This is a genomic window from Pedobacter sp. AC212 (assembly GCF_979258625.1).
Genome location: NZ_OZ409870.1, coordinates 3,663,356 through 3,686,215 on the forward strand (window position 1 = coordinate 3,663,356; position 22,860 = coordinate 3,686,215).

The window sequence follows — 22,860 nt, forward strand, 5'->3', positions numbered from 1 at the left end:
TCCAATCCCCCATCAATGGTATCCATGCATCAGCTTCCTGAACCTCATTTAAATACCACGCCCCAGCCAGACTGTCCCTTTATCCTTACTTACTATGAAAATCACCGCCCAAACGAGGCACCAGAATCAAAAGATGACGCGCTGATCCTAAAAGAGAAAATGTTTCTGTCTTTCTTCCAGATCGGCATTTTTGAAACCTACCAGTTCCTATATCAGGAGTGCAGGGATGCCGCACATTTTAAGGAATGGCTGATCGGATTAAAGGGACTGGAAACGCATTTAAAATCAATTCATAATTTTAATGAATGGCTCCGGGCAGGTACATCAGAAAACGATACGATCCTTCCCCAGCTTCTGGATGAAGTGAATATGGATTCCTGGGCAAAAAACGGATACCTGAAAATTTCCGGCCTAGTACCCGAACAGGATTGCGAAGAAGTAATTACTTTTATTGAAACGAGCTTAGGCATCCAAAGCGATAATCCCAAAACCTGGTATCAGCCTCATGAATTATTGCAAGGCATGATGTTCCAACGCTATCAGGCGGCCTGTATTGATAAAATCCGCCACAACGCCAAGCTGAAAGCAGTATTCATGCAGCTCTATGGCGGCAAGAATATCGTTCCGAATGCCGAAAAACTAAGCTATAATCCGCCGGAAAATACTCACTACCGCTTTGCCGGAACTCCGCTTCATTGGGACATTGATTTTAGCAGAGGCATTCAGTACCACATTCAAGGCCTGGTTTACCTTAACGATGTTCCTGCAGAAAGAGGCGCATTGACATTGATCCCTGGCTTCCACCACGAAATTGACATGTTCCTCTCTAAACACCCCCATCCGGATGTAGCCATCGAAAAACTGAGGCAAGAAAACCGGCAGATTGCCGTTGCCGGCAAAAAAGGCGATTTAGTTGTTTGGCTCGAAGCCTTACCCCACGCCGCTAGTCCGAATCATTCCGATCAACCCAGGTTTGTACAGTATGTAAGTTTTGGGCTGCTGTAAACACAATAACAATTAAAAAGCGATTTCAATGTGGGTAACTTGGTTCAGTTTTTATCTTTTAAAGCAAAGTTATACATATGAAAAACACCAGATTACCAAAACGATTTCCCAAAAACTAAAAATAATTTCAGCGCTTGAAAAGGGGAAAAATTACATCCATAGATACTGCGAGTCGTAAAGGCGTGATCATTGACGAGTTTAGCTCACCCTAAACGGCCTTGAGGCTGTAGAAATCAAAGCAAGAAATTATTCACTCGTTTAATTATATTGGGATGTTATGGTTCAACGTATTGAGTGAGGACTATTTTTTTTGCGTGGTTAAACATGGGCGTGCTCACCAAGAAACGACAAAATCATTGAATTTACAGTTCCGCCATTAGCGCTAATTCCAAAGAAACACGTAATGGCAGCTTTACTGATATAATGATTTGTGCTCAAGAAAACCCCTATTGACAGCCGCTCACTTCAAGCCTCGCCTTCAACCTCTCTTCCGAACCGTTTCGAGACGGCCTGCTTAAGTGTGTTTATATTTAGGTTAGCCTCCATCCCTTATTTTTTATGAAACAATATATTCCATTTTGTCTTTAATGAAAAAAATGTAAAAATTCTTCACAGATGAGTCGGTAGAATTGGTTTTTTAAGATAAAGATGTATTAAAATCTGATACTGGTTCCAATAAAGCAAGATCGCCCAGCGTCGGCCTGAATACCATAATTCAGTCCTCCGTCTAGCTTTATTCCTTCCGATACTTCCACCTGCACTGCGGCATTAATGTAATTCGACCAGTGATGGGATTTGAAGTCATAAGTATAATAACTCTCGGCTATACCGTCAACTTTTTTAATAAGCTGGTGGCTAAGGCTTACCGACTGGAGAAATTCAGTGTGCATACCTGAATCCTCTTCATCTTCTAAATGGTCGGCCTCAAGTTGAAAACCAAGCTTCCAATCACCCGCAAGTTTTAACTGCATAGGAACGATCAGACCATACTCATATCGAGAATCTTCATACCCAGAGGTCGGAAAACGCATATAGGGCATGGCAGCGAGTGCAAAGTTTCCCCGTTTATTTCCTAGAAAATTCTGTTTCAGCCGGAGACTGAAGTTTCCAAAGCCGTGACTGCGCTCCAGCTCTTCGCCGGGTTCTGATTTCACCTGCCAGACGATGGGTTCCGCGCCGAGCTGAAGCTCGGTTGTACCGCTAATGCCAGCCTTTAGATAAAAATTATTTGCAAAGAACTTGGTGGTAGATTCTTCCCCTACCCTCTTCTGCACAGACCGGAACAGATCAGACTCAAACTGGAAATGTCCCGCATCAACGGTATGTGCTGATTCGGTCACGTCTGGCCGATCTGTTTCCATTTCTGCCATGGACGCAGCCGGAACCGGATTAAGAAGCGAATAGCTTGATTTCTGTGTGCGCTGTGCCGAGGTGCTGCCAGCAAACAACACTACAAACAGAAAGATGAGGAAGTTTGACTCTGTACGGTAAATTTTAATGCTCATTTTGGAAAGTATAATGTGGACAGACGAACAACAAGATAATTAGCAATCCGGTTTAGATTTTTTGAGGTATGAGAACTTAACTATTGTTACCAAGGATAAAAGCGAGATCATATTGATTGAAAAACAATTGTCTGATTGGCAAAAAAGAAAAATAAACGGTGTTAGTGGTAAGATGGAAATTGCTGATGCGAATTACACCGAAGCAATGATCATGGAATTTAGCGAAGAGACAGGCGTTGATACTTGTCCAGATCAATGGCATAAGTTCGGTACGATGACTTTTATAAAAGATATATAGGGGGAGAAGCTAAAGTATCGTAATTCAAAATGTTTGACAATGTGGTTTACGATTTTATTACCAAGGAATCGAAGGAGATATTAAGGGTCAATACTGATAAATGCCCTGATGGTTTTTCGTGCATGCATAATTTACATATTCTCATTCCTTTGGCATTGAGTGATGAGTTTAGGTATACCTCATTGGTCGGTTAAATAAATAACCTACCATCCTCTGTTCGATGACGGGTCGATAGTAATTTGATACCGATGAATGAAACTAGGCCTATTGTTACGCCTACAAATATTGCTGCTTTAAATGGTGACATGGTATAATAACGCTTCAATTAAATTTTTGTTTTCCCCCGCTATCTTAATTGGTTGCGGGGCAAGCCCGATCAAGCCATACAGGAATTTGTGGCTTTTTTATACTATCGCCTCCGGCGCTTTAGACACATAATTTCTATCATACAACCGATCGCCATTAACGCATGCAAAAACACGGCATATAATCTTAAATTTAATGGCATTCATTGTTGACATTTTGTTTTTTTTATCTATTTCGACTCTCCTTTTATAATAAGCTTTAATTTCAGGATCATGCGCTATGCAAGTTCTAACGCCGTTATGAAGAAGCGATTTAATCCGTTTGTTAGCGAATTTCGATACTCGTGAATTCTTGATTATACTAGTTCCTGATTTATGCTCAAATGGTGCCACCCCACAATAGGACGCAAATGTTCTGGCAGTGGTAATTGATTTGAATTCATTTGAGTGGATAAGAATTTGTAGTGCAGTAACATCACCAATACCCATAACTGAAAGCATGATTTGCATCAGCCTGTTACAGTGAACATCGTTTTTCCATAATATCTTGATGCGATCGTCGATTTTGGTAATTAGATCATTAATTTTGTCAATTGAGGGTTGACAAAGATCGATATTTGCTTTCGAGATGGATTGATCAATAAATGCATCATCTTCCTCTAATGGAGTGATTATTATAGTTTTAATCTTAACAATACGTTCACGCAAAGTAGATAAACTACTTAGTTCTTCGATAATTTGTCTGCGTGGCACCCATAATTTTAGTTCTTGCAAATTTTTGATTAAATATCTTGCAATTCGTGCCGCATCTAGTTTGTCGTTTTTACCTCTAATAGTACCAAGTGAATTTTTGATGCGTAATGCTGGTTCAACTACAACTTTAGCCTTCATCTTTATTAAGGTTTTCATGAGAACAATCCCATAAACGCCAGTAACTTCCATTCCAAAAACTGCATATCTAAGTTTGAATCCGGGTATTTGATTCAAGCTATTTACAAAATCGATTATCGATTCGACGTTATTGGATACTTTTCCATTATTTACATGCCCGCCACCATATCTTACGCAATAATTAAATGTCGCTTTTGCAACATCAATTCCGATAAAGTATTTAATAACTGATAGCGCTTTTGACTTCATGAATTACTGTAAAATCAAATCACTCTAAAGTCCTTAAATCCCTTATAGATTTCACTAATTTTGTGGAAAGGTCGCTTCTTCCATGATATAAGAATTATTTTTGAGCCTAATATTTCTGATGGGTTTTTCCTATAAGTAATACTAGGTTTTTCTCAAAAATAGTTATATCAAAGGTTGAGTGATTTGATATTTGAATATAGTAAGAATAATACAATTATCAACCTAAAATCAGATACTTATCGCCTCATTCGCCTGAAGACAAACACGCCTGCAACTAACACAGCTCCATAGGCATAATGATCGAGATCGCATTGAACAGGGGGATTTAAAATTTCGTAAGTCCACTCATCATAGGTTTGGCCTAATGCTGCAAATTGACAGGTGCCTATTCCAGTACGAGTTATGAGCCTAACTCTAGGACAAGCTGGGGCAGAAGTTAAGAAACCGCCTCTGTTTCTCGTATAAAGGAAATTGAAAACAGAGTTTCTTTGCGTGTATAGGGTTCCAGTTGTAGTTGATCCGTCAAGGCATCCATTTTGGGCGATTGAATCTGTACAGAGAAACAATAATGCAAGCAAAATAAATCTTTTCATCTTATAACAAACGAAAATTGACTTATCTCAATTTTTCTATTTGTACAATGAACAAAAAATGAACAGAAAATTTAAGTTTTTCAGAGAATGAACGAGGTCATTTATATACAATCACTCAAGGTGGTTTTTTATTTCTCCAATAATTCAGCCCGAGGTACCTCAGAGTTGAAGATCATTAATTCATAATCATAGCTGATGTGCTCGCCAGGTTTCGCGGGTTCTTGAACAGGAAACGAAAGGTAAATCATACCGATCAATAATATAAAGGTTAAACCGAGACTAAGCAAGACCTTAAAAGCATAATTACTGAATTCTTGATCTGTCATAATTTGAACTGGTTAATTTATCCCCTGCTAAATAAATAACAGGGGATGTATACTTTCCTCGCGAAAGCTGAGAGCCGTCATCCTGTGATCCTCAAGACTGTATTGTCTACCACAATTATAGACATTCTCAAGTTAATCAACAATACTCAAATTTAATATACCCTGCCAAATCCATGACAGGGTATTAGAATACTAGTTAAGTGTCATCCCACTAGTTTAAGGTTCACATAAAATTAATGATAAAATATTTAATTAAAATGCTTGAAATAAAAATGTATACTAAAATGTATAACTACCTAATGGGCGGTGTATTTATCACCCGATAAATTCTATTGCCGGCAAATTGCCCGACATTTAATCTGCTTTAGGCTACCAAAGTCCCTAAAATTACATTTTAACTTAATATATCCTAGTTTGAAAACTACAAAGCCCTGCATTGTACTGCAAGGCTTTACTCTTATTAAATCATCCCAGACTGTTAAGAAAAAGGCTATCTCAAGACAGCTTTAATATTATACACTAACCAAATGTATGTTTTCACCATAGGTAGATGAATGGTATTACAACTCTTATGAGAAGTAAGTGTTTTGGCTATATTATTTTTTTTGAATCGACCTCTGCTGCTATAAAACTGCTCCTCAAACTCTGCAATATTTTGTTCTCAAGTTTTTTTAGCAACTTCTATCGGTCCTTTTATTATGCTTGGAACTTTGTGTTTGCGACGTGGCATGCCAATACAACAAGGAGGAATCCGCGTTTATTTTATCGGTGATCTTTCGGATCCCAGAAGATTGCACTAAAGTTTTGCACCTGCTCATCAAACACCACAACTCCCTCACTCTAGAAAAGTTCGTGCACAGTAATATTAGTGAAGTGGTCTCGGCCGGTCAATAATCCCGAACGGTTAACAACCGATGAGCAGGAAGGTTGGATGAGTTAAATGTGAATGATTCATTGCGACTCCAGCTGATCTGGATGATTGGGCAGAACCCAAGCAGTGCGCTATAGCTCCATAAGTAGTTACATGTCCCTCGGGGGTGAGCGCTACGATTTCATAAACTTTTTCCTAGAACTCCGGCAAGTCGATGAAACAATCCCATTCTACTTTGGTTTTCGATTAGGCTTGCCATATGACATTAACGCAAGTTAGTGAACTGGAAGAGTGGTTTAAAAATGCACCTCATACAGATATGCCCGTATTCCTGAATGCTGCAGTTGAGGTGACCGATTAAGATCTGTTTCTGGAATTGCATTTTTTTCCAATGAGCACAAAACCTGATTCGAAAATTAACTCCCCTATCATATTGGATTGCAGCAAATGAAGTTGATTACAGAAAGTTATATTTAACCGGCTTCATCAATATGCTTTCCCTCTGATCCGGCAGTATTCCCGTCAAATAATTGCGATCTCTAAGACAAACGGTTGATTAGTAGAAAGCCGAGACTGGAAAGGTTAAGAAGTCATGAGATATGGCCCTTGTGTTGTTGCCAACCAATTTTGCATTGTTGGAAAGGCGTTAACCTTGCCGAAAAAGATTTACGATGACTCAAATCTGTTATTTCAAATATTTGAAGAGAATCAGCGCTAAATGCTCCTCATTATCGCATCTGCTATTCAAAATAATTATCTGGAGCCAGATCCTGCATTTATTAAATTCCTGGGGAATAATATTGACGGAGAAACAATAGTAATCTCACTTTAGGTTTCAATGAAGAAAGCAAACATCCAGTTTTTTTTTCGATTCTATTATCTTAATGAACGGCCTAGCAGAAATAATAAGTCCAAGCCAAACAAAGTAAAGTCCACTAGACGGGAGCGAGTTGATAGCCGCCCACACTCCAGAATCGCAGGCGCCTGCAAATACTTCGGTTAGACCGAATGGGATGTAAGATGGAAATTAGCAGGGAATAACTTTATGCTTAATAGGGCATCGATAAATACCAATGATGATGACGAAGAAGGCTTTTCTGTAGATGGAAGTAATGATGAACAGCCGAAAGAAATGCATGCTAGTGAGTTTTTAAACTAGGCTATTTTTTTTTCTAATCGAGAAATAGGTTACAGGAACGATTATAAGCATTACCCACCAAATGTGATCATCAAGCGGAACGTTGCATGGGCTCTTGAAGGGTGGGGATATATTGGTGTAATATAGCCCATTCTTCGTTGTTCCATTCTCAGTTACTGAACAGGGACCAGTGGAAGGACCAAAAACCTGAATATATGTGTGGACACCACAAGCACCTGTAAAATTCACAAAATTATTTCCATTACCAGGAACGAAGGTTGTTGCGCCAGCAGCAGTAGGTTTGTTGAATACCTTATCGAAAGTATCATATTTGGCAATTAAACAACCCTGACTAAAACATGAATAAGTGCTAAACAATGATATAACGAAAAGTAAAATCAACTTAACTTTCATAAAAGTATTCTGGACAGTAAAATATTAGTGGAAGAATAAATCGGATGCAGACTCGTAAAGAATTCCGCTCTTTAGTAGCAATAGCAAGATTACAAAAGCGAACAAAACGTAAACTACGTTAGTGCAGTATCGTACGAAATTTGTTTCGTGCAATACATAGCATGTCTTCAATGAGAGCCATTGAAAAGCTGAGTTTAAAGAATTCATACAACGGGATAGACACTATATACAATGAAGATAGACAGAATGTTTTAAAATATTTACCTCAACGATGAAATCGTAACCCTTTAGGTACTTATCACGAGACAAATACTTGGCTGCCGTTAAATTTAGGTAGTGAACCAATAGGTCTTGATTCAGTGAACTAAGAATGTACATAAGTTCAAAACATTTCAGTTGTGAAAATTCGCTAATTCTGGGTTTACAAAAGCTTTTTTTGATGCATCTTTGCGAAATGTCTATTCCTGGTCTTTTTTCAGCAACACTTTTTGTGTTGGCGTGCTGTGCTGTAAACTGTTTTTCGCAAACCGGCTGTTTTGTACCTGTCGCAGGAAGCGCGGGAAGGAGCACCGTAGATATGATATATACAGCGCCGCAGCCTGGTGAGTCTCCAGGGAAATTTTATACCACTGCAATCGCTTATCGATTAACTTGCCCTGCTGGAGCTAGTTCGTTGATAACTTACGCTTCCAATGTTCAAGATGCAATCCCATCAGCGGGTTGTTGGGTTGATTATAAAAATGATGGTAGTCCAACGCAGTATCCTAATAATTATTACCAGAATGGTAAGGTGGTTACCTTCAATGTTAGACAATGTCCTATTGACGACTATATTCCCTTAATGTTCTTTGGAGTGGCAGGCTTGATTTTATTCAGGAGGAAGATTGCATTCCAATGAGTTTTTCTAGGCCTACAAAACTTGTAGCTAATTTATAATATGCCCATGTACTATATAGAATGATTCTTTAAAACCAATGTTTGAGATGATTGTCTCTTAAACGTCCCGTTATTTTTTTCTAACCTAAAATTAATGTAATGAGAACGGGAATAGTATTATCCTATAATAAAGAAGTGAAATATGGTTTTATTAAAGACCTGAATGGCCAAAAAATTAGGTTTTATAATGAAGATGAGATGGATTACTGTGCAGGAGATATCGTACAGTTCAAAATCGGAGTGATGAAAAACAGACCCCTCGCGATCAATGTAATTTTAATTGCCAAGAAGGTTAACCGGTATTCTAGTGATTGCTAAAATTAGAGCCCTCCCCTATTGGGCGGGGCTTGGAGTTATGCTAATGCCTTGTCAAATTTTTTATAATTCTTTCATAGTATCTAGAATTCGTCAAAAAGCAATTCATGTTTTATTTTGCTAAAGATATCAGCATTATCAACTTGTCGATATCTATCGTATAGGCTTTTCAAGAACTCCTTTGTGCTTTCGACTAAATACGGAATGAATAGCAAGAGCGTAAGACCACTGGAGGGTTTATGCCGGAATTTCTTTTGCGTGCCAGGCATCAAACCTAAATTTGTACCGGATTAAGTCATAATATTGACCTTAACTGCTTAAGTTTGTTTTTTGTAGCGTGGCAAAAACCGGATTCTTCCACTGAATGTAACCTAACCTCCCACAGAGTTCCTTTACAAAATATTCAATATCACCGGGAACATCGTTCACTACCTGAAAGCGGACTTTATATTTCGCCGTGTAACTGATGTAGATGATCAGGTCATCAGAAGAAAATCCACGACCGGACAAGGGCTTAAGATGCTGCTGTTCCAGTTCTTGTGCAAGGCGTTGAAGTCTATCGTTCATTACCTTTGCCAATTGCTTTTGAGGTATGAAGTCGGTCTCGAAAATAGGTAAGACGGTTACAGTCATACCACAAATATAATTTTCAGACAGAAATCTGCAAATCAGTTCCAGTAACGACCTGAAATACAGATTTTAAATTTTTTTAGGCTCAGCAGCGATTCCCTATTAGGGTATCCAAACCCGAGATAAATACAAAATTTTGTGTTTATAACCTCCATTGTCAACATTCTCATTCACTTTGCTGATGAAATAGATTGATCCTGTTGACCGAAAGAAATATCACAACATTTTTAATGGCACAAGAGAATCCGATCTTACTGTAATAAATAATTGGCCATGCGTAATGGAATACCAGAGTATAAAATCGAAGCGCAAGAAAGCTATCCGTACTTTTTTTGTTCAGTGGTAAAATAAGCGCTTCTACCGTTAATCTTTTCTGATTTGATGGGATAACCCGTAGGCGATTTCTTGATATGGGCACCATGAATGTTCATGAAGTCCCGCAGCTCCCCCACCAGTTCATTTTTGTTTTCCGCTCCAATTTTTGATATGGCCTCTTTCAACACCTTTTTCATCGAAACATGAAGTTGCTTTACCACTTTTTCCGGAATCTCCCTCGCAACTGACAGGGGCGAAATACGTGCATCCCAAAGGATTTCATCTGCATAGGAGTTTCCGATTCCCCTGATCGCTTTCTGATCCATGAGTACTTCCTTGACCTTCCTGGAACGCTTGGAGAGCAGCACACCTAATTCCTTCTCACTGATCAGCAGGGCATCTGGAACAACATTTTCTTTCGGATTCATTGTCAGGCTAGCCTGCTTAAGCAGATCAACAATTGCAAAACCCTCTGCTCCTGTGAAATGAAATGCGGCAATGGTATGTTTGGGCAGTTCCTGGTCAGCTTTGATTTCTTTTAACTCGCCTCTCAACATCAGATGTAAGCCTAGCATGCCGGAATTCCCGAAGTGGAACTGGAGGGTCTTCCCCACTCTGTCTACCCCTGTTAGCTTTTTGTTTTCTACTGCCTTTTTGAGTTCAGTGCCGGAGACATTAAGTTTTTTATCAACTATTATCTCCATCGATTTTAGTAATTTACCTTCAAAGCGATGGCTTAAGGTACGGGCAAAAACAGTTAAATCCGGAAGTTCAGCCATGACAAAAATTTAGACGCTTAAGTATTCTTTAATTTTAACAACGGAGTCACCATTTAATGCGATAGCTCCTTTTAGCAGATCAGGGCTAACCTGGAATTGTTCTGCCCAATAGCGCAAGTCTTTTTCATCATCCGCATTAATTTCCCGCTGATCAAGAGGTTCAAGGGTATCAGAGTCATCTTCTATCGCAAACCGCTCAGTTTCTCTAGTAGAATGCTGCGTTGCCTCCGTAGTATTTCGTTCGTTATCTTCCATCTCTTCAAACATTCTATATTTCTACTTTTATTAGCATTCAAAACAGGTCTTCATCCGGATGGGTAAGCAACTATATTAATTTACGCCCACCATTACGAAATAGGCCTCTTCTTCCTTTTTAACCAGGAGGTCAAGGTGTTCTTCAAAATCCACGAGGTTCATTACCTCATCTTTCAAAAAGGTACTGAATACCTCGATATCCGTATTAGAATCAATAATAACTTCAAGGGTTTCACTTCCTTTCCAATGAGTTGCGATGATTTCCGGATAGGTGCCCATAAGCAATGAAGAAAATCCTTTTCTGGAAAAAGCTTCAGAAATATTTCTGGCAATCTCCCAGACATAAGGTTCTAATTTATCATCTTTTGTATTCCATTGTAGTCCCTTATCTTCATCCTGCCACATGTTTCCGATATATTCTCCGTTGAGGTGTACCAAATAACATCCTCCGCTTTGTTCAACTGTAGCCTGAATATCTCCTGACACACCAGGTATGGTAAATATGAACCTTTCCATGTTGAAGTAGTTATTATTGTCGTGTTCAATATCGTTTAACAGCGAAGGCCCGTTGTTTCGACTGGTTTTCTTTTTGTATAGCAGGTAGGCTGAAGTAAAGGCGAAGACCCCGATGGCACCGATAACCAACCCTTTAAGCATTCTACCGGATTGAAAATTCTGAATGTTATTCATTAGCGCTTTTATTGAAGAGAACATTTGTTTTGAACATAAGTTTTGCATTTATTCTAGCATAATAGAAATGCAGAGCTAGGAGAATTGTGACTGCGCATCACCAATAACCTTCTGCATGTCAATACCTTCGCCCAGTATGCCGCCAAAAATATCTCCGGTTTCTTTTAGCCTGGAAATCGCATTGAAAATGGTGAAGTCCTTCATTTTTAATCCTGGTTTGACTTCCTCCCAATCCAATGGCATCGATACTGTGGCGCCAGGTTTGGGACGTAGGGAATATACGCCTGCTATGGTCGCACCGGGCCGGTTTTGCAGGAAATCAAGATACATTTTCCCTCCACGATTTTTTATTGCCCGCTCCAGGGTAGTAAACCTTGGAAGCATCCTATTGACCTGGCGAACGATCAGATTGGCAAAAAGCTGGCTTTGCTCGTAAGTATACTTTGCACCAAGAGGAATGTAAATATGAATTCCGGTTGATCCCGAGGTCTTGGGATAACTGGTTATGCCAATCGACTGAAGGATCTCATGAGTCACCTGTGCGGCTTTTATCACCTGCTCAAAGGTATTCTTATCGGGATCAAGATCAATCACGCAATAATCAGGATTCTCAGGAGAAGAGGCCCGGCTAAACCATGGATTCATTTCAATACATCCCAGGCTCGCCATCCAAAGCAGTGTAGCCCTGTCACTCCCTAAAAGATAACTTTTCTCCTCTCCCTTCTCATTGGTATGAGGCATGGTCAGGGCCCATTCGGGCGCATTTTCTTTTACATTTTTTTGGTAGAAACTCTGACCGTGTATGCCCCCCGGATACCTGTTCAAAGACATCGGCCGATCTTTCAGGTAAGGAACCATCAAGGGCGCGACCGCATCATAATAATTAAACATATCGCGTTTGCTCACCTTGTCCTCCGGCCAGTAAAGTTTATTTAGATTTGTAAATTTCAGCAGGTGTCCATCAACCTTTTTTTCTTTGGTATCATCTTCACCTTCCAGTAGCGGTCTGATCTTCGATAGTTTCTTTATAGGAAGATTAGGCTTGGCTAGATTGCTTTTTGTCACGGAAACCTTATCATCATCGCTGTTCAATTGGTGGTCGAGCTTAACTTCATCAACAATCGCTTCAGCATCTTTTTCCACTTCAAGAATGATTTCTTTTGGATCCTTATCTTTTCGAAGTCCTTTAAATGATGCCTGACAAACTTTACCATCACTGGTGAGTTCGGCAAACTCGATTTCGCATATTAGTTCGGGTTTTAGCCAGGTTGGCTTTGCCCCCAGTCTCTGTGGCCGAAACTGTGAGGGTTCATCCACATCAGGAATCGTTTCAAAGGGACAGATCTTAGTCGAAATGGGTTCGAAGGCTATCATGAGTTCTTTCTGTGTCGTCTGATTAAAACCTGTTCCGACTTTGCCGATGTAGTGGAGCTTTCCTTTTTCATCATATACCCCAATGGCCAGGGCACTGAATTATTTCTCGGTTCCTTCATTCCTGGTAAAACCTCCAATAATAACTTCCTGACGTCGTTTTGCTTTGATCTTGAGCCACTCTCGGGACCTGCTGTCAGAGGAATAGTAACTATCCGCACGTTTTGCAATAATACCTTCAAGATACATACGTTTTGCAGCATCAAAAAAATCAATTCCCGAGGTGGAATAAGCCTGGCTGATCTTGATCGTATCATGGCCGCTGGGCAAAATCTCTTCTAATATTTGCCTCCGCTCGGTGAGGGTCTTATCCAATAGCGAATATCCTTCGAACCAGAGGATATCGAATACGTAGTAGTGAAGTCTAGCTTTTTTCTTGATTTTCCAGTTTTGTAGCGCACCAAAATCAGGGGTTCCATCTTCTTTTAAGGCAACAATTTCACCATCCAGTATCGCCCTGAAATTAAATTCATCCATCGCCTCACGCATGGCATCAAACTGGGTAAACTCGAGGTTATTTCTCGAAAATATTTGCGTCCGGCCTGGATTAAGATAGGATATCGCACGGTAGCCGTCCCATTTGATTTCATAGATCCAGCCCGGTTCATCGAATGGCTGATCAACCAGTGTTGCTTTCATAGGCTTAATGTCCTGTGGCATTTCTTGCTGTTCCGCACTGCCTGGGCATTTCGGCAAAAATGGCCAGCCGTTCCGCATTTAAACTGTCACCCCATTTCGCTTTAAAGTGACCACCTGTTTCGGGACAAACTGGCCGTTCTGATCTTTTGATCAGCTTTTTTCGCAACTGGCTTTCGGGAATAATTTTTCGATTTCTGCATAAAATAAAGGCTCCTGGGAGCATATCTACTATTCGGGATGGACTACGGTCACTTCGCTGTTTTGAAGGGGGTATGGCGTTTTTTTACGCGTTACCTTGCCTTTAGAATGGATTTTGATCGCTAGAAAGGTCTGAATTGAGGATAAATCCGGCAGTAAGATGGATTAAACCGAAAAGTCCTGAGGGAAATGGATTTGGATCCGAAGTGTATATTTGTTCGGAGGGAAAGGAACTAGATACGCATCATCCGGTAATCAAATTGGTGGCCAGTTTGGCCCGAAACAGAGGGGTCACTTTCACTGAAATACACACAATGGATAGTCAACACAGCTGGTGTCAACGGTATCTCTATCATTCCTTCGACTTTTATACATTGGTGAGCCATTAGGCAAAGATAGTCCCTTGTGAACCCAATTTACTAGTTTGTAATTGACTACATTTTTAGGTGTGATTTTATTTAAAATCCTATACTTTTGTATAGGAACACTATCGATGATAACGGAAGGCGCAATGGGTAACATTAATTCTTGTAGCTCTTCAAGTAATTGACTGTCATTTTTGGCCAACATTACCCGATGGACTCCATACAATGAATAAAAAAACCAGTTAATCTTGGCAGCTTCGTCTGAAGGATGGAAAAAGCGAACATAACCATACAATTCGGTAAAGGCTTTTAGATTTGTCTCTTTCTGTTTAAGTGTTTGCGCAGAAACAAAAACGGGGACGTAAATAGACAAGAAGGTGATGAAACACCTAATTCTGATTGCGATCATACATACTAAAATTAAGCACAAGTACCAGTAAATAGATGTTAATCTTTGTTAAAAGATTCGTTAAGAATATCTTGAAATTCTTAGGTATTGGAACAAGATTTAGAATTTTGATCTCTGTTGTGATCGTTATTTAAGGCTCATAGATGGGCGACTAGGAGAATATCGTTACCGCCCAGTCATATAACATAGGTTACCTGAAAACCATTAGCTTTTTAAATTATTTCAACATTAATAAACTAACATACGATGGTGTTATTAATGCAAATTAACGGGCGCCTTTTTGCGCATATATTTCAGATGGTCAATGAATAAAAATTTAACAAGCTTTTAATCGGGTATAGCAAGAAATGATGGCTTAGTGAACAAACCACCGTCATTGCCCCCCTGTTGCCAAAATATTTTTCTCATAACTAATTATCAATCAATGAATTAATAATTAACCAAAATTGGTGCAAAGGGGTCATTCTATTCTGGTTTATCCACACTTGACCCCTTTTCGCCAATTCCGTAAAATAAAGGCAAGTAAAACTTTACATAAAATTTTTTTCTGGTGGAAAGGGGTCAATCAATTCTGGTTAATTGGAACTGCACTTAATAGATTGGTCCAACAAGGTACCTTTTATATTGTGTTTAGAAAGGATTCACTATCCCATCAAATTGCAAGTATCTTTTTCCATTTTTTTCAGGTAAAGATTTACTCTCCCCATCAATAATCATGACTTTTGGAATACTGCTTTGAAGACCAAACCATCTGGGAAGACCTTCTCCATTGGGATTGCCACTTTTGATAAAGTTTAGCAAATAAGACTGGAAGACTTTCGATGTTTCAAAATCTTCACTTTCCCATTTATAACTGTTGTTTAGCTTGAGATTTCCAAGGGCATATTCAATATCTGAAGCATGTACCGCACCCAATATATCTGCATTATGTGATCCTTGTCCGATAAAAGCAGGACGTTCTCTAGAAAACAAATACCGATATACAGGATGACCGTTTGTTTTGCTGTGCACATCAATCCATTTCCATGTAGAATAGGAAATAAAGCGATCGCTTGCGAGGTCAGTAGCCAACTGTGGCACCTGCTCATCTGTGTTCGCATAATACAGAGCAAATATTTCTTGGCTCTTTGAAGCAAAGACCCTATCCACTCCGGCTTTATAATTTTCAACAGTAGGTTTCTGATTAGACAGAATAGCATTCATACTTCGCTCTGCAGTATTCCATCCTGCCAGGAGTGGCACATCCATCTGACGACCGTAGGTATAAGTAGTTAGTGGTTGTTCTACAAAAAAATAACCGTCTACTGTTAAGGGGAACCAGTAATCTTTTGATCTTTTTAATAACTCCTGCGTTGGGATTTTACGTAAGTCAGAGATGCTGTTTGCTCCGCAGGCTTTTACGAATTCGGCGCCTATTTTTTCTGCATTTGCCAGGCTAACAGGAGGTTCGAACCCAAGTATGGAGCCGCTTTGGCCGATCGCACCTTGAAACAATCCTTTTGAAAGCGGTGAACACAGCTGAGCAGAAACGGACATAGAACCAGCTGATTCCCCAGCAATGGTGATCTGATCCGGATTTCCTCCGAATGCTGAAATATTACGCTTGATCCAACGCAGCGCTTCACTCTGATCCTGCAACCCATAGTTACCAGAACTCCCCTGTTTATTTTCTTTGGATAGGTCAGGATGTGCTAAAAACCCAAAAACACTCAGCCGATAATTTATAGTAATAAAAATCACGCCTTTGCTAGCCATACTTTCTCCGTCATACCTGGGTTCTGATCCATCCCCACTGGAAAATCCTCCTCCGTGAATGTAGACCACCACAGGTAAGGACTTACCATCCTTTATCTGAGGTTTCCAGATATTAAGATATAGGCAATCTTCACTTTCTACATCACTCCTGAAAACCATGTCATCGTAAGTATTCCGCTGAGGCGATCGTGAACTAAAAGCCACAGCGTCTTTTACACCAACCCATTTCTTTTTAGGCATGGGAGATCGCCATCTGCGTTCACCCAACGGAGGCTCCGCATAAGGAATACCTTTAAATGCCAGCACACTGCTGGAGAGAACAGTTCCTCTGATTTTACCTTCCTTAAGCGTGACCAACGTTTCACCGTTCTTTAAAACATCATTCTGAGCGAATGAAAGGCTCGAAGAAAATAAGAGAAACAACAGAATTATATATTTTTTCATTTCTATCATAATGACCAGATATGGGTAAGCGACGACCCTTTATTTATAGTGTAAGTGAAAGACTGATTATTCTCAACGACTTTTACCAATTGGGGCTCTTCTGAATTATTGGAAATGATAAGCACCCGTTTTCCCTCCGGAGTTAAAAAGGCTACATTACTCACCTTTGTGGTAAGGCTGCTTTCAATTCTATACGATCCGACAGGGACAAATTTAGATGCGTGTGCAATGACATAATAGGCAAGATTGCGAACCACCTTATCTCCGTCTATGGTCACTGCTCCCTGGCATATTGAGCAGCCTCCATTGTCCGTATGAGGATTATAGCTGGGATCTGCCGCGAGATTCCACAAAATCACATTTTTACTCCAGTTCCGTAAGGCATCTACTAATATCCTTCCTACTGGATAGGCGGTATTGAAACCACCATCCTTGCTTACCGCCATCATTTCAGTAAAATAGAGGTTTTTCCCAGGGAAAGCACCATGAACCTTGCCCATGGCAGCCGTCTGACCGGCATATAAATGAAATCCTGAACCATCAATATAAGCTGCCGCTTTCTGATCTGCCAATATTGAAATGGGATATTCTGGACCATCACAATTGTGGTCATAAAGAACGATTTTCGTTTTTATATTCTTGCGTTTAAAGTTTGGGCCCAGATGATCACGGATGAAACGCAGCTCTTCTTTAGCCAAAAACTGCATGCTGGGTGTATTGCCATCATTAAAAGGTTCATTTTGAACAGTCACAGCATCAATAACAATCCCGTGCTTTTTCATGGCCTCTATATATTTCACAAAGTAGTCCGCATAAGTACTATAATATTCATCCTTTAATCTCCCACCCTGAACATTCTGATTTGATTTCATCCATACCGGTGCGGACCATGGAGAACCCATAATTTTTATCTTTGGGGATATCGCTAAAATTTCCTTTAATACAGGCACCACATCTTTTTCATCCTGCGATAGGGAGAAATGCTTTAACCCTGGATCAGTTTCCCCTGCTTTCAGGTCATCATAAGAAAATACGTACTCATTCAGATCAGATGCGCCTATACTCACGCGGATATAACTGATCCCCACTTGGCCAGGCCTGTTTCCAAAAAGCTCATTCAGAAGTTTGCTTCTCTCCGTAGCAGACATCCTGATAATATGCTGAGCACTTCCACCTGTCAGTACAAACCCAAACCCATCAACAGACTGATATTGTTTTGCTGCGTTAATGTTGATGACTTCCGCCTCATCATTTCCCGCCTCGACAATATTCTTTTTTGATAAAAGCATCGATTTGTCATTGCTGGTTTCCCAACTCTCCACCTTAAGTTGTGCCAGGAGCAGAAGAGGAAATGCATTTAAAAACAAAATTAACAGGAATGCATTCTTGGACGGATAATTTGAAAGGGGATATCGTGGCATAAACTTATACTTTGTTCATACAAACTTAGGTGCAAGCCTTCCATTACTTTAATAGGATTTTAACATTTAATGATATTTTGTCTCTGATGAACATCCAAGTAATGCCTGAATGCCTAATCTGTATGGTTTATGAACCCATCATTTAATCTTCTTGCAAATGCTTTAACCTCGAAATAATCTCCATACAGGCCCTGCTGTTATGATAGGGACATTTCCATAGACCAGCCTTATCCTGTTTCGCCATCAGAGAACCATCCGCATTTCTCCCCCAAAACCACTCACCATTCTGGTGGTCGACTATCTGTTTTTTTGTATAGTTCCATATTTTATCAAAAAGTTCAAAAAAAACTTGATTCTTTGATAATTCGAATGCATTTAAGAAACCAACCATGGCCTCCGCCTGTACCCACCAATGCTTCTCATCATTCCTGTGATTATTCACCGGAGAATATTCATATATCATGGCCTCCTCATCCATACCCTCAGCAGATGCTTCTGCAATTTTAATGGCCAGGCTTTTAAAGTGCGAGATGAGCTCCTGGTGTTTAATCATTTCGGCCGCCTCCAACAGTAGCCATGATGCTTCAATATCATGACCATAAGAAATTTCACTGGATTTCCTGTTCCATTTCTCATCAAAGAAAAGATCAAGGTGTCCGTCTGTATTTATAATGTATTTATTAAAAACACCTAACAGACCAATGATCTGATTTTTTAAATGTTCATCAGGCCATATTTTGTAAAGCGTGGTGTAAGCTTCCAAAATATGGAGATGCGTGTTCATTGTTTTCTTTTCATTGGCATCTTTTTGACTCAACCTTAAATCCGGTACTTGATCCCAATTTTCTGCAAAAGCCTCAAAATAGCCGCCATCTACCGGATCGAAACTATGAGATTCGATATCGCGAAATAATGCTATAGCCAGATCCAATGCCTCATTATCTCCTGTTGCCAAATGATATTCAGAAAGGCCGTAAATGGTAAAAGCGATGGCATAAATCTGTTTTTTTCGATACCTGGGCATTCCCGTATGGTCAAGCGACCAATAAACGCCTCCATATTTTGTATCAATGAAGTGTTCTTTGATATACTGAAAGCCATGTTGGGCTAAATATAAATTCTGCAAATCGCCATTGAAATTGTATGCCGCGGAAAGGCTCCATAAGATTCTTGCATTCAAAACCGATCCCTTTTCAGCATCAGGATTAATTAACTCACCTTCGGCTATCTGACCAACGAACCCTCCAAAATCTAGGTCTATGGTATTGGTCTTCCAGTAATTTAGTATGTTATCAAGTTCAGTTTTGAATTCTTGGGATAAATGCAATAGCTTATGGTCCATTAAAAATATATTTTAAACAAAAATAAATTTTCAAGTAGTTATGTCTTAATACTTTTTTAACATATAAACATTAAATAGCTACATACAGTATCAATACATTTTTATCAAAATCAAATATTTATTTAACATTAAATTTAGGCTTTAAACCCGATTATTGCACGTATTACCATTTAAACTATATTATAAGCCCGATTTACACTGGTATTTATTTACCAATATTCCTCCATTTTCTTAACATGTATATTTTATGATGACGGAATTTTGCTTAATTTAGCACTATACCAAATATAACATGTTAAATAATATGATAAGGGAAATCACACCTTTGACACAAAGTGACTGTTTCACAATTTTTTCACGTACTAAAACCGAATTCGATTTTCCGCTGCATAACCACGATGATATGGAGCTCAACCTTGTGCTCAATGCGCCAGGCGCAGAACGTATTGTTGGTGACCATATTGGCGAAATTAATGATATGGATTTAGTGCTGGTGGGATCCAACTTATCCCACGGATGGTTTACACATAAGTGCCGGAGTACTGAAATTAAAGAGGTAACGATTCAGTTCCACAAGGATCTGCTAGATGAAAAACTCCTGAAACGCAACCAACTATCTTTTATCAGGAATATGTTTGAACAATCTAAAAGAGGGGTGTTGTTTTCAGCTGATACCATTAGTAAAATTGCACCAAGACTCCTGAATTTAAGTAACAAGAATGGATTCCATTCTATGCTTGAACTGTTATCGATCCTGCATGATCTTTCCATTTCTAAAGATAATAGAATGCTCTCCGATTCCACATTTACAAAAGAGGATTTCAATTACAATAGCAGGCGCATCGAAAAGGTATTTGAGTATATGAACAGTAATTTTGATAAGTTGCTTACCTTATCGGACGTGGCCAAAATCGCCAACATGCCAGAGGCTTCGTTCAGCCGGTTTATCAAAAAAAGGACAGGCTACACCTTTGTTGACAGCCTTAGTGAAATCAGATTGGGTCATATCAGCAGAATGCTTATTGACACCACCCAATCTGTAGCGGAGATTGCCTATAAATGTGGTTTTAACAATATGGCCAATTTTAACAGGACTTTTAAAATCAAAAAAGGTTGTACCCCAAAGGAATTCAGGGAAAATTATGGTGGAAAGCGTGTATTTATTTAAAATATCCTTTGCACAAACCCATGGAGCTGTTCACGCCAGAAACGCCATTCATGACCGCCCTGGCTATCATGAAATTCATGAATTATACCTTTTTCCTTTAGGGTATAATCCAGCGCCAGATGCCCCTGATATCTTGGATCATCCTTACCACAGGCGATCCACAATAATTTGATGTTTTGATTAACTTCTTTTGGATTCGAGAATACTGATGGCACTCTTTCATTTATGTCAAAAGCAGCATCACTCAGCAGCCCGGCACTGAACTCTCCTATATAAGAAAACTTATCCAGATTTTTCAGCCCTATAATGTAAGCCTGCCCCCCGCCCATGGAAAGCCCAGCAATGGCCCTTGACTTTCTATCCGCCATGACCCTGAAATTTTTCTCCATATAAGGTATAACATCAGCCAGCAATTCTTTTTCCAGTTGCTCAACGCCATCTTTTGAACTTCCACCGGCCCAGCTTCCATCTATAAGGCCATTGGTCATGACAATAATCATTGGTTTGGCTTTTTTTTCAGCGATTAGATTTTCCAGGATGACATCTGCTTTGCCTGCGGCCTGCGTCCAGCTTGTTTCATTATCCCCGCCGCCATGCCTTAAATATAACACCGGAAATTTCTGCTGTTGGTTTTGTTGATATTCTGCTGGAAGAAAAACCGTCATTCCCCTTAATTTCTGAAGTGAAGATGACTGGTATTTAATGTACTGCAAAAGACCATGAGGAACCTGCTGAACCTCATCGAACCTTGGCTCATCCCCTGGAACTTCGACGATACTACCATAAAGTTCCGTACCTGATTTTACCACCGGATTTTTTGGATCCAAAATAGTGATGCCATCAACCCAGAACTGATAGGAATATACACCTGGCTGCTGAGCAGGAAGTTTAATTTCCCAATTACCGGCCGTATCTTTAGTCATTGCAGCAGGATTCACTGCCCATTCCCCGAAAATCAGGTTTACCTGCGAAGCCTTCGGTGCCTTGAGACGGAAAGTTATACTCTTATCATTTGCAACCACTGGTGAGTAAGGTGGTGAAGCAGGCCCCCACCAGCCCTGTACGCTATAGGTATTTTGAGGCTTTTGTGCGTTTGACTGGAATCCAGCCAAGAATATCAGCATGAACAAATATCTTTTCATCTTTCAGTTTACCAGCCTTTCATCTCATCAAGGGTGATGACATTTTCAGCATTTATTAAATTATTGATTTCTGCATTCGTGTTATGCTCAAACACCAACTCCGACCACCCCATAAAAAAAGTCCATTTTGGCTGTGTTTTGAGCTGCCCTGGACTTGGCAATTTTTGACATTCACCGATAGCAATTGGCTTGTTCCCTCCCGCTTTCACCATAATATCATACTTATCCTGACTAAAACCACTTTTATCATCATAGATATCCAGCGCCGCAATATCCCAATATTCGGGACCTGGATTATAATCAACTGCATCTTTTGCCAAAGATTTAAAATCCTGTATATCCCATACCCAGATCAGGTTTGACAGTTTTTTGTTTTTGGTTAAATAGTCGTGCGTGAGCTGGTACAATTTTCGCGTACCGGATGCTCCCGGCCTTCCACCCCACCAGAAAACGCCCTGATTCATTTCATGCAACGGACGGAAAAGTACCTCAACATCTTTCTCCTTCAATTGCTGCAGATATACTGCAATTTCATCCATCATCGCTTTCCAGCGTAAATTGATAATGGTTCCTTCGGTAAGCAGTTCCGACCATTGTTGATCTGTTAATTTACTAAGTACACCTTTCTTGTCCCAACCACAAGGTTGCTCCAGTGCAGGATTACAGGCATGCCACATGACATTAACGACTGAACCCTTGCTCCACTGTTTGGACGCTTCGTTTATCATCTTTTGTCGGTTGGAAATATTTTCCTGCTGAAAAAGAAAATCGCCGCTCCATAATCCCGGGTATCTTCCGGTCGTGACATTTATCTGAACAGTCCATTTCGCGGGTTCAGCATTCGGTTCCCGGTTATGGATGCCGGCAATGGTATATTTTCCTGAAATGGCATACAGATAATTCAGGCTTTTGAACCTGGTTGGTCCGATTGCTTTTTTCAATTTCGGAATCACTACCGTTTTCTGGGACTTAACCTGCCCGATCAAACTGAGGTTTACAATAAGACAAAGTGCGTATTTAAGTATTTTCAT

24 protein-coding genes are annotated in these 22,860 nt (G+C 39.8%); 6 read left to right on the forward strand and 18 right to left on the reverse strand.

Annotated features, from left to right (window positions below; genetic code table 11):
* The first annotated feature begins 15 nt into the window (after window positions 1-15).
* Window positions 16-1,005, forward strand: coding sequence for a phytanoyl-CoA dioxygenase family protein (locus tag ACZZZC_RS15565; protein ID WP_463487616.1), 990 nt, complete (start codon window positions 16-18; stop codon window positions 1,003-1,005).
* 653 nt (window positions 1,006-1,658) lie between these two features.
* On the opposite strand, the gene ACZZZC_RS15570 is transcribed toward ACZZZC_RS15565, so the two are convergent.
* On the reverse strand, window positions 1,659-2,510 hold the full coding sequence (locus ACZZZC_RS15570; RefSeq protein ID WP_463487617.1) for a transporter: 852 nt from the start codon (window positions 2,508-2,510) through the stop codon (window positions 1,659-1,661).
* A 112-nt stretch (window positions 2,511-2,622) separates the two neighbouring features.
* Between ACZZZC_RS15570 and ACZZZC_RS15575 the strand changes: the two genes are divergently transcribed.
* Window positions 2,623-2,808, forward strand: coding sequence for a hypothetical protein (locus ACZZZC_RS15575; RefSeq protein ID WP_463487618.1), 186 nt, complete (start codon window positions 2,623-2,625; stop codon window positions 2,806-2,808).
* A 404-nt stretch (window positions 2,809-3,212) separates the two neighbouring features.
* Here the strand turns inward: ACZZZC_RS15575 and ACZZZC_RS15580 are convergent, their stop codons facing one another.
* The 3 genes from ACZZZC_RS15580 to ACZZZC_RS15590 all read right to left on the reverse strand — a co-directional run bounded on the left by ACZZZC_RS15580 (window position 3,213) and on the right by ACZZZC_RS15590 (window position 6,223).
* Window positions 3,213-4,253 (reverse strand): IS110 family RNA-guided transposase, encoded by a 1,041-nt coding sequence (locus ACZZZC_RS15580; RefSeq protein ID WP_463487619.1) that lies wholly within the window; start codon window positions 4,251-4,253, stop codon window positions 3,213-3,215.
* A 721-nt stretch (window positions 4,254-4,974) separates the two neighbouring features.
* Window positions 4,975-5,172 carry a hypothetical protein gene (locus ACZZZC_RS15585; protein WP_463487620.1) on the reverse strand — a complete coding sequence of 66 codons (198 nt, stop codon included), beginning with the start codon at window positions 5,170-5,172 and terminating at the stop codon, window positions 4,975-4,977.
* A gap of 904 nt (window positions 5,173-6,076) precedes the next feature.
* The gene (locus tag ACZZZC_RS15590) at window positions 6,077-6,223 is read right to left on the reverse strand and encodes an MGMT family protein (RefSeq protein ID WP_463486276.1); all 147 of its coding nucleotides are present in this window, start codon (window positions 6,221-6,223) and stop codon (window positions 6,077-6,079) included.
* A gap of 79 nt (window positions 6,224-6,302) precedes the next feature.
* On the opposite strand from ACZZZC_RS15590, the gene ACZZZC_RS15595 reads away from it, so the two are divergent.
* Complete coding sequence (locus tag ACZZZC_RS15595; RefSeq protein WP_463482991.1) at window positions 6,303-6,404, forward strand: DUF6965 family protein; 102 nt, start codon at window positions 6,303-6,305, stop codon at window positions 6,402-6,404.
* A 789-nt stretch (window positions 6,405-7,193) separates the two neighbouring features.
* Here the strand turns inward: ACZZZC_RS15595 and ACZZZC_RS15600 are convergent.
* Window positions 7,194-7,595: a hypothetical protein gene (locus ACZZZC_RS15600; protein WP_463482992.1), complete on the reverse strand. Its 402-nt coding sequence runs from the start codon at window positions 7,593-7,595 to the stop codon at window positions 7,194-7,196.
* Window positions 7,596-8,172: 577 nt separating this feature from the next.
* On the opposite strand from ACZZZC_RS15600, the gene ACZZZC_RS15605 reads away from it, so the two are divergent.
* Window positions 8,173-8,493, forward strand: a complete 321-nt coding sequence (locus tag ACZZZC_RS15605) for a hypothetical protein (protein ID WP_463487621.1) — start codon at window positions 8,173-8,175, stop codon at window positions 8,491-8,493.
* 137 nt (window positions 8,494-8,630) lie between these two features.
* The gene (locus ACZZZC_RS15610; protein WP_463482993.1) at window positions 8,631-8,849 is read left to right on the forward strand and encodes a hypothetical protein; all 219 of its coding nucleotides are present in this window, start codon (window positions 8,631-8,633) and stop codon (window positions 8,847-8,849) included.
* 306 nt (window positions 8,850-9,155) lie between these two features.
* Here the strand turns inward: ACZZZC_RS15610 and ACZZZC_RS15615 are convergent, their stop codons facing one another.
* The 11 genes from ACZZZC_RS15615 to ACZZZC_RS15665 form a co-directional block, all read right to left on the reverse strand.
* Window positions 9,156-9,479 carry a hypothetical protein gene (locus ACZZZC_RS15615; protein ID WP_463482994.1) on the reverse strand — a complete coding sequence of 108 codons (324 nt, stop codon included), beginning with the start codon at window positions 9,477-9,479 and terminating at the stop codon, window positions 9,156-9,158.
* A 314-nt stretch (window positions 9,480-9,793) separates the two neighbouring features.
* Window positions 9,794-10,570: a DNA-formamidopyrimidine glycosylase family protein gene (locus tag ACZZZC_RS15620; RefSeq protein ID WP_463487622.1), complete on the reverse strand. Its 777-nt coding sequence runs from the start codon at window positions 10,568-10,570 to the stop codon at window positions 9,794-9,796.
* 9 nt (window positions 10,571-10,579) lie between these two features.
* Window positions 10,580-10,837 carry a DUF3606 domain-containing protein gene (locus ACZZZC_RS15625; protein ID WP_463482996.1) on the reverse strand — a complete coding sequence of 86 codons (258 nt, stop codon included), beginning with the start codon at window positions 10,835-10,837 and terminating at the stop codon, window positions 10,580-10,582.
* 63 nt (window positions 10,838-10,900) lie between these two features.
* Window positions 10,901-11,515 carry a hypothetical protein gene (locus tag ACZZZC_RS15630; protein WP_463482997.1) on the reverse strand — a complete coding sequence of 205 codons (615 nt, stop codon included), beginning with the start codon at window positions 11,513-11,515 and terminating at the stop codon, window positions 10,901-10,903.
* A gap of 75 nt (window positions 11,516-11,590) precedes the next feature.
* Entirely contained in the window at window positions 11,591-12,979 is a 1,389-nt protein-coding gene (gene ligD, locus ACZZZC_RS15635; protein WP_463488242.1) for a non-homologous end-joining DNA ligase, read from the reverse strand.
* A 9-nt stretch (window positions 12,980-12,988) separates the two neighbouring features.
* The gene (locus tag ACZZZC_RS15640) at window positions 12,989-13,585 is read right to left on the reverse strand and encodes an ATP-dependent DNA ligase (RefSeq protein ID WP_463487623.1); all 597 of its coding nucleotides are present in this window, start codon (window positions 13,583-13,585) and stop codon (window positions 12,989-12,991) included.
* Between the two features lie 4 nt (window positions 13,586-13,589).
* A complete protein-coding gene (locus ACZZZC_RS15645; protein WP_463482999.1) occupies window positions 13,590-13,808 on the reverse strand; it encodes a hypothetical protein in 219 nt (72 codons plus the stop codon).
* A gap of 272 nt (window positions 13,809-14,080) precedes the next feature.
* Complete coding sequence (locus ACZZZC_RS15650) at window positions 14,081-14,557, reverse strand: hypothetical protein (RefSeq protein WP_463483000.1); 477 nt, start codon at window positions 14,555-14,557, stop codon at window positions 14,081-14,083.
* A gap of 630 nt (window positions 14,558-15,187) precedes the next feature.
* Window positions 15,188-16,735 (reverse strand): carboxylesterase/lipase family protein, encoded by a 1,548-nt coding sequence (locus tag ACZZZC_RS15655; protein WP_463487624.1) that lies wholly within the window; start codon window positions 16,733-16,735, stop codon window positions 15,188-15,190.
* 26 nt (window positions 16,736-16,761) lie between these two features.
* Complete coding sequence (locus ACZZZC_RS15660; protein WP_463487625.1) at window positions 16,762-18,177, reverse strand: glycoside hydrolase family 30 protein; 1,416 nt, start codon at window positions 18,175-18,177, stop codon at window positions 16,762-16,764.
* A 142-nt stretch (window positions 18,178-18,319) separates the two neighbouring features.
* A complete protein-coding gene (locus ACZZZC_RS15665) occupies window positions 18,320-19,519 on the reverse strand; it encodes an AGE family epimerase/isomerase (protein WP_463483003.1) in 1,200 nt (399 codons plus the stop codon).
* Between the two features lie 403 nt (window positions 19,520-19,922).
* Between ACZZZC_RS15665 and ACZZZC_RS15670 the strand changes: the two genes are divergently transcribed.
* On the forward strand, window positions 19,923-20,687 hold the full coding sequence (locus ACZZZC_RS15670) for an AraC family transcriptional regulator (protein WP_463483004.1): 765 nt from the start codon (window positions 19,923-19,925) through the stop codon (window positions 20,685-20,687).
* Here the strand turns inward: ACZZZC_RS15670 and ACZZZC_RS15675 are convergent.
* Complete coding sequence (locus tag ACZZZC_RS15675; RefSeq protein ID WP_463487626.1) at window positions 20,684-21,829, reverse strand: esterase; 1,146 nt, start codon at window positions 21,827-21,829, stop codon at window positions 20,684-20,686. The two genes, ACZZZC_RS15670 and ACZZZC_RS15675, sit on opposite strands and share 4 nt — an antisense overlap.
* An 8-nt stretch (window positions 21,830-21,837) precedes the next feature.
* A complete protein-coding gene (locus ACZZZC_RS15680; protein ID WP_463483006.1) occupies window positions 21,838-22,860 on the reverse strand; it encodes a glycoside hydrolase family 26 protein in 1,023 nt (340 codons plus the stop codon).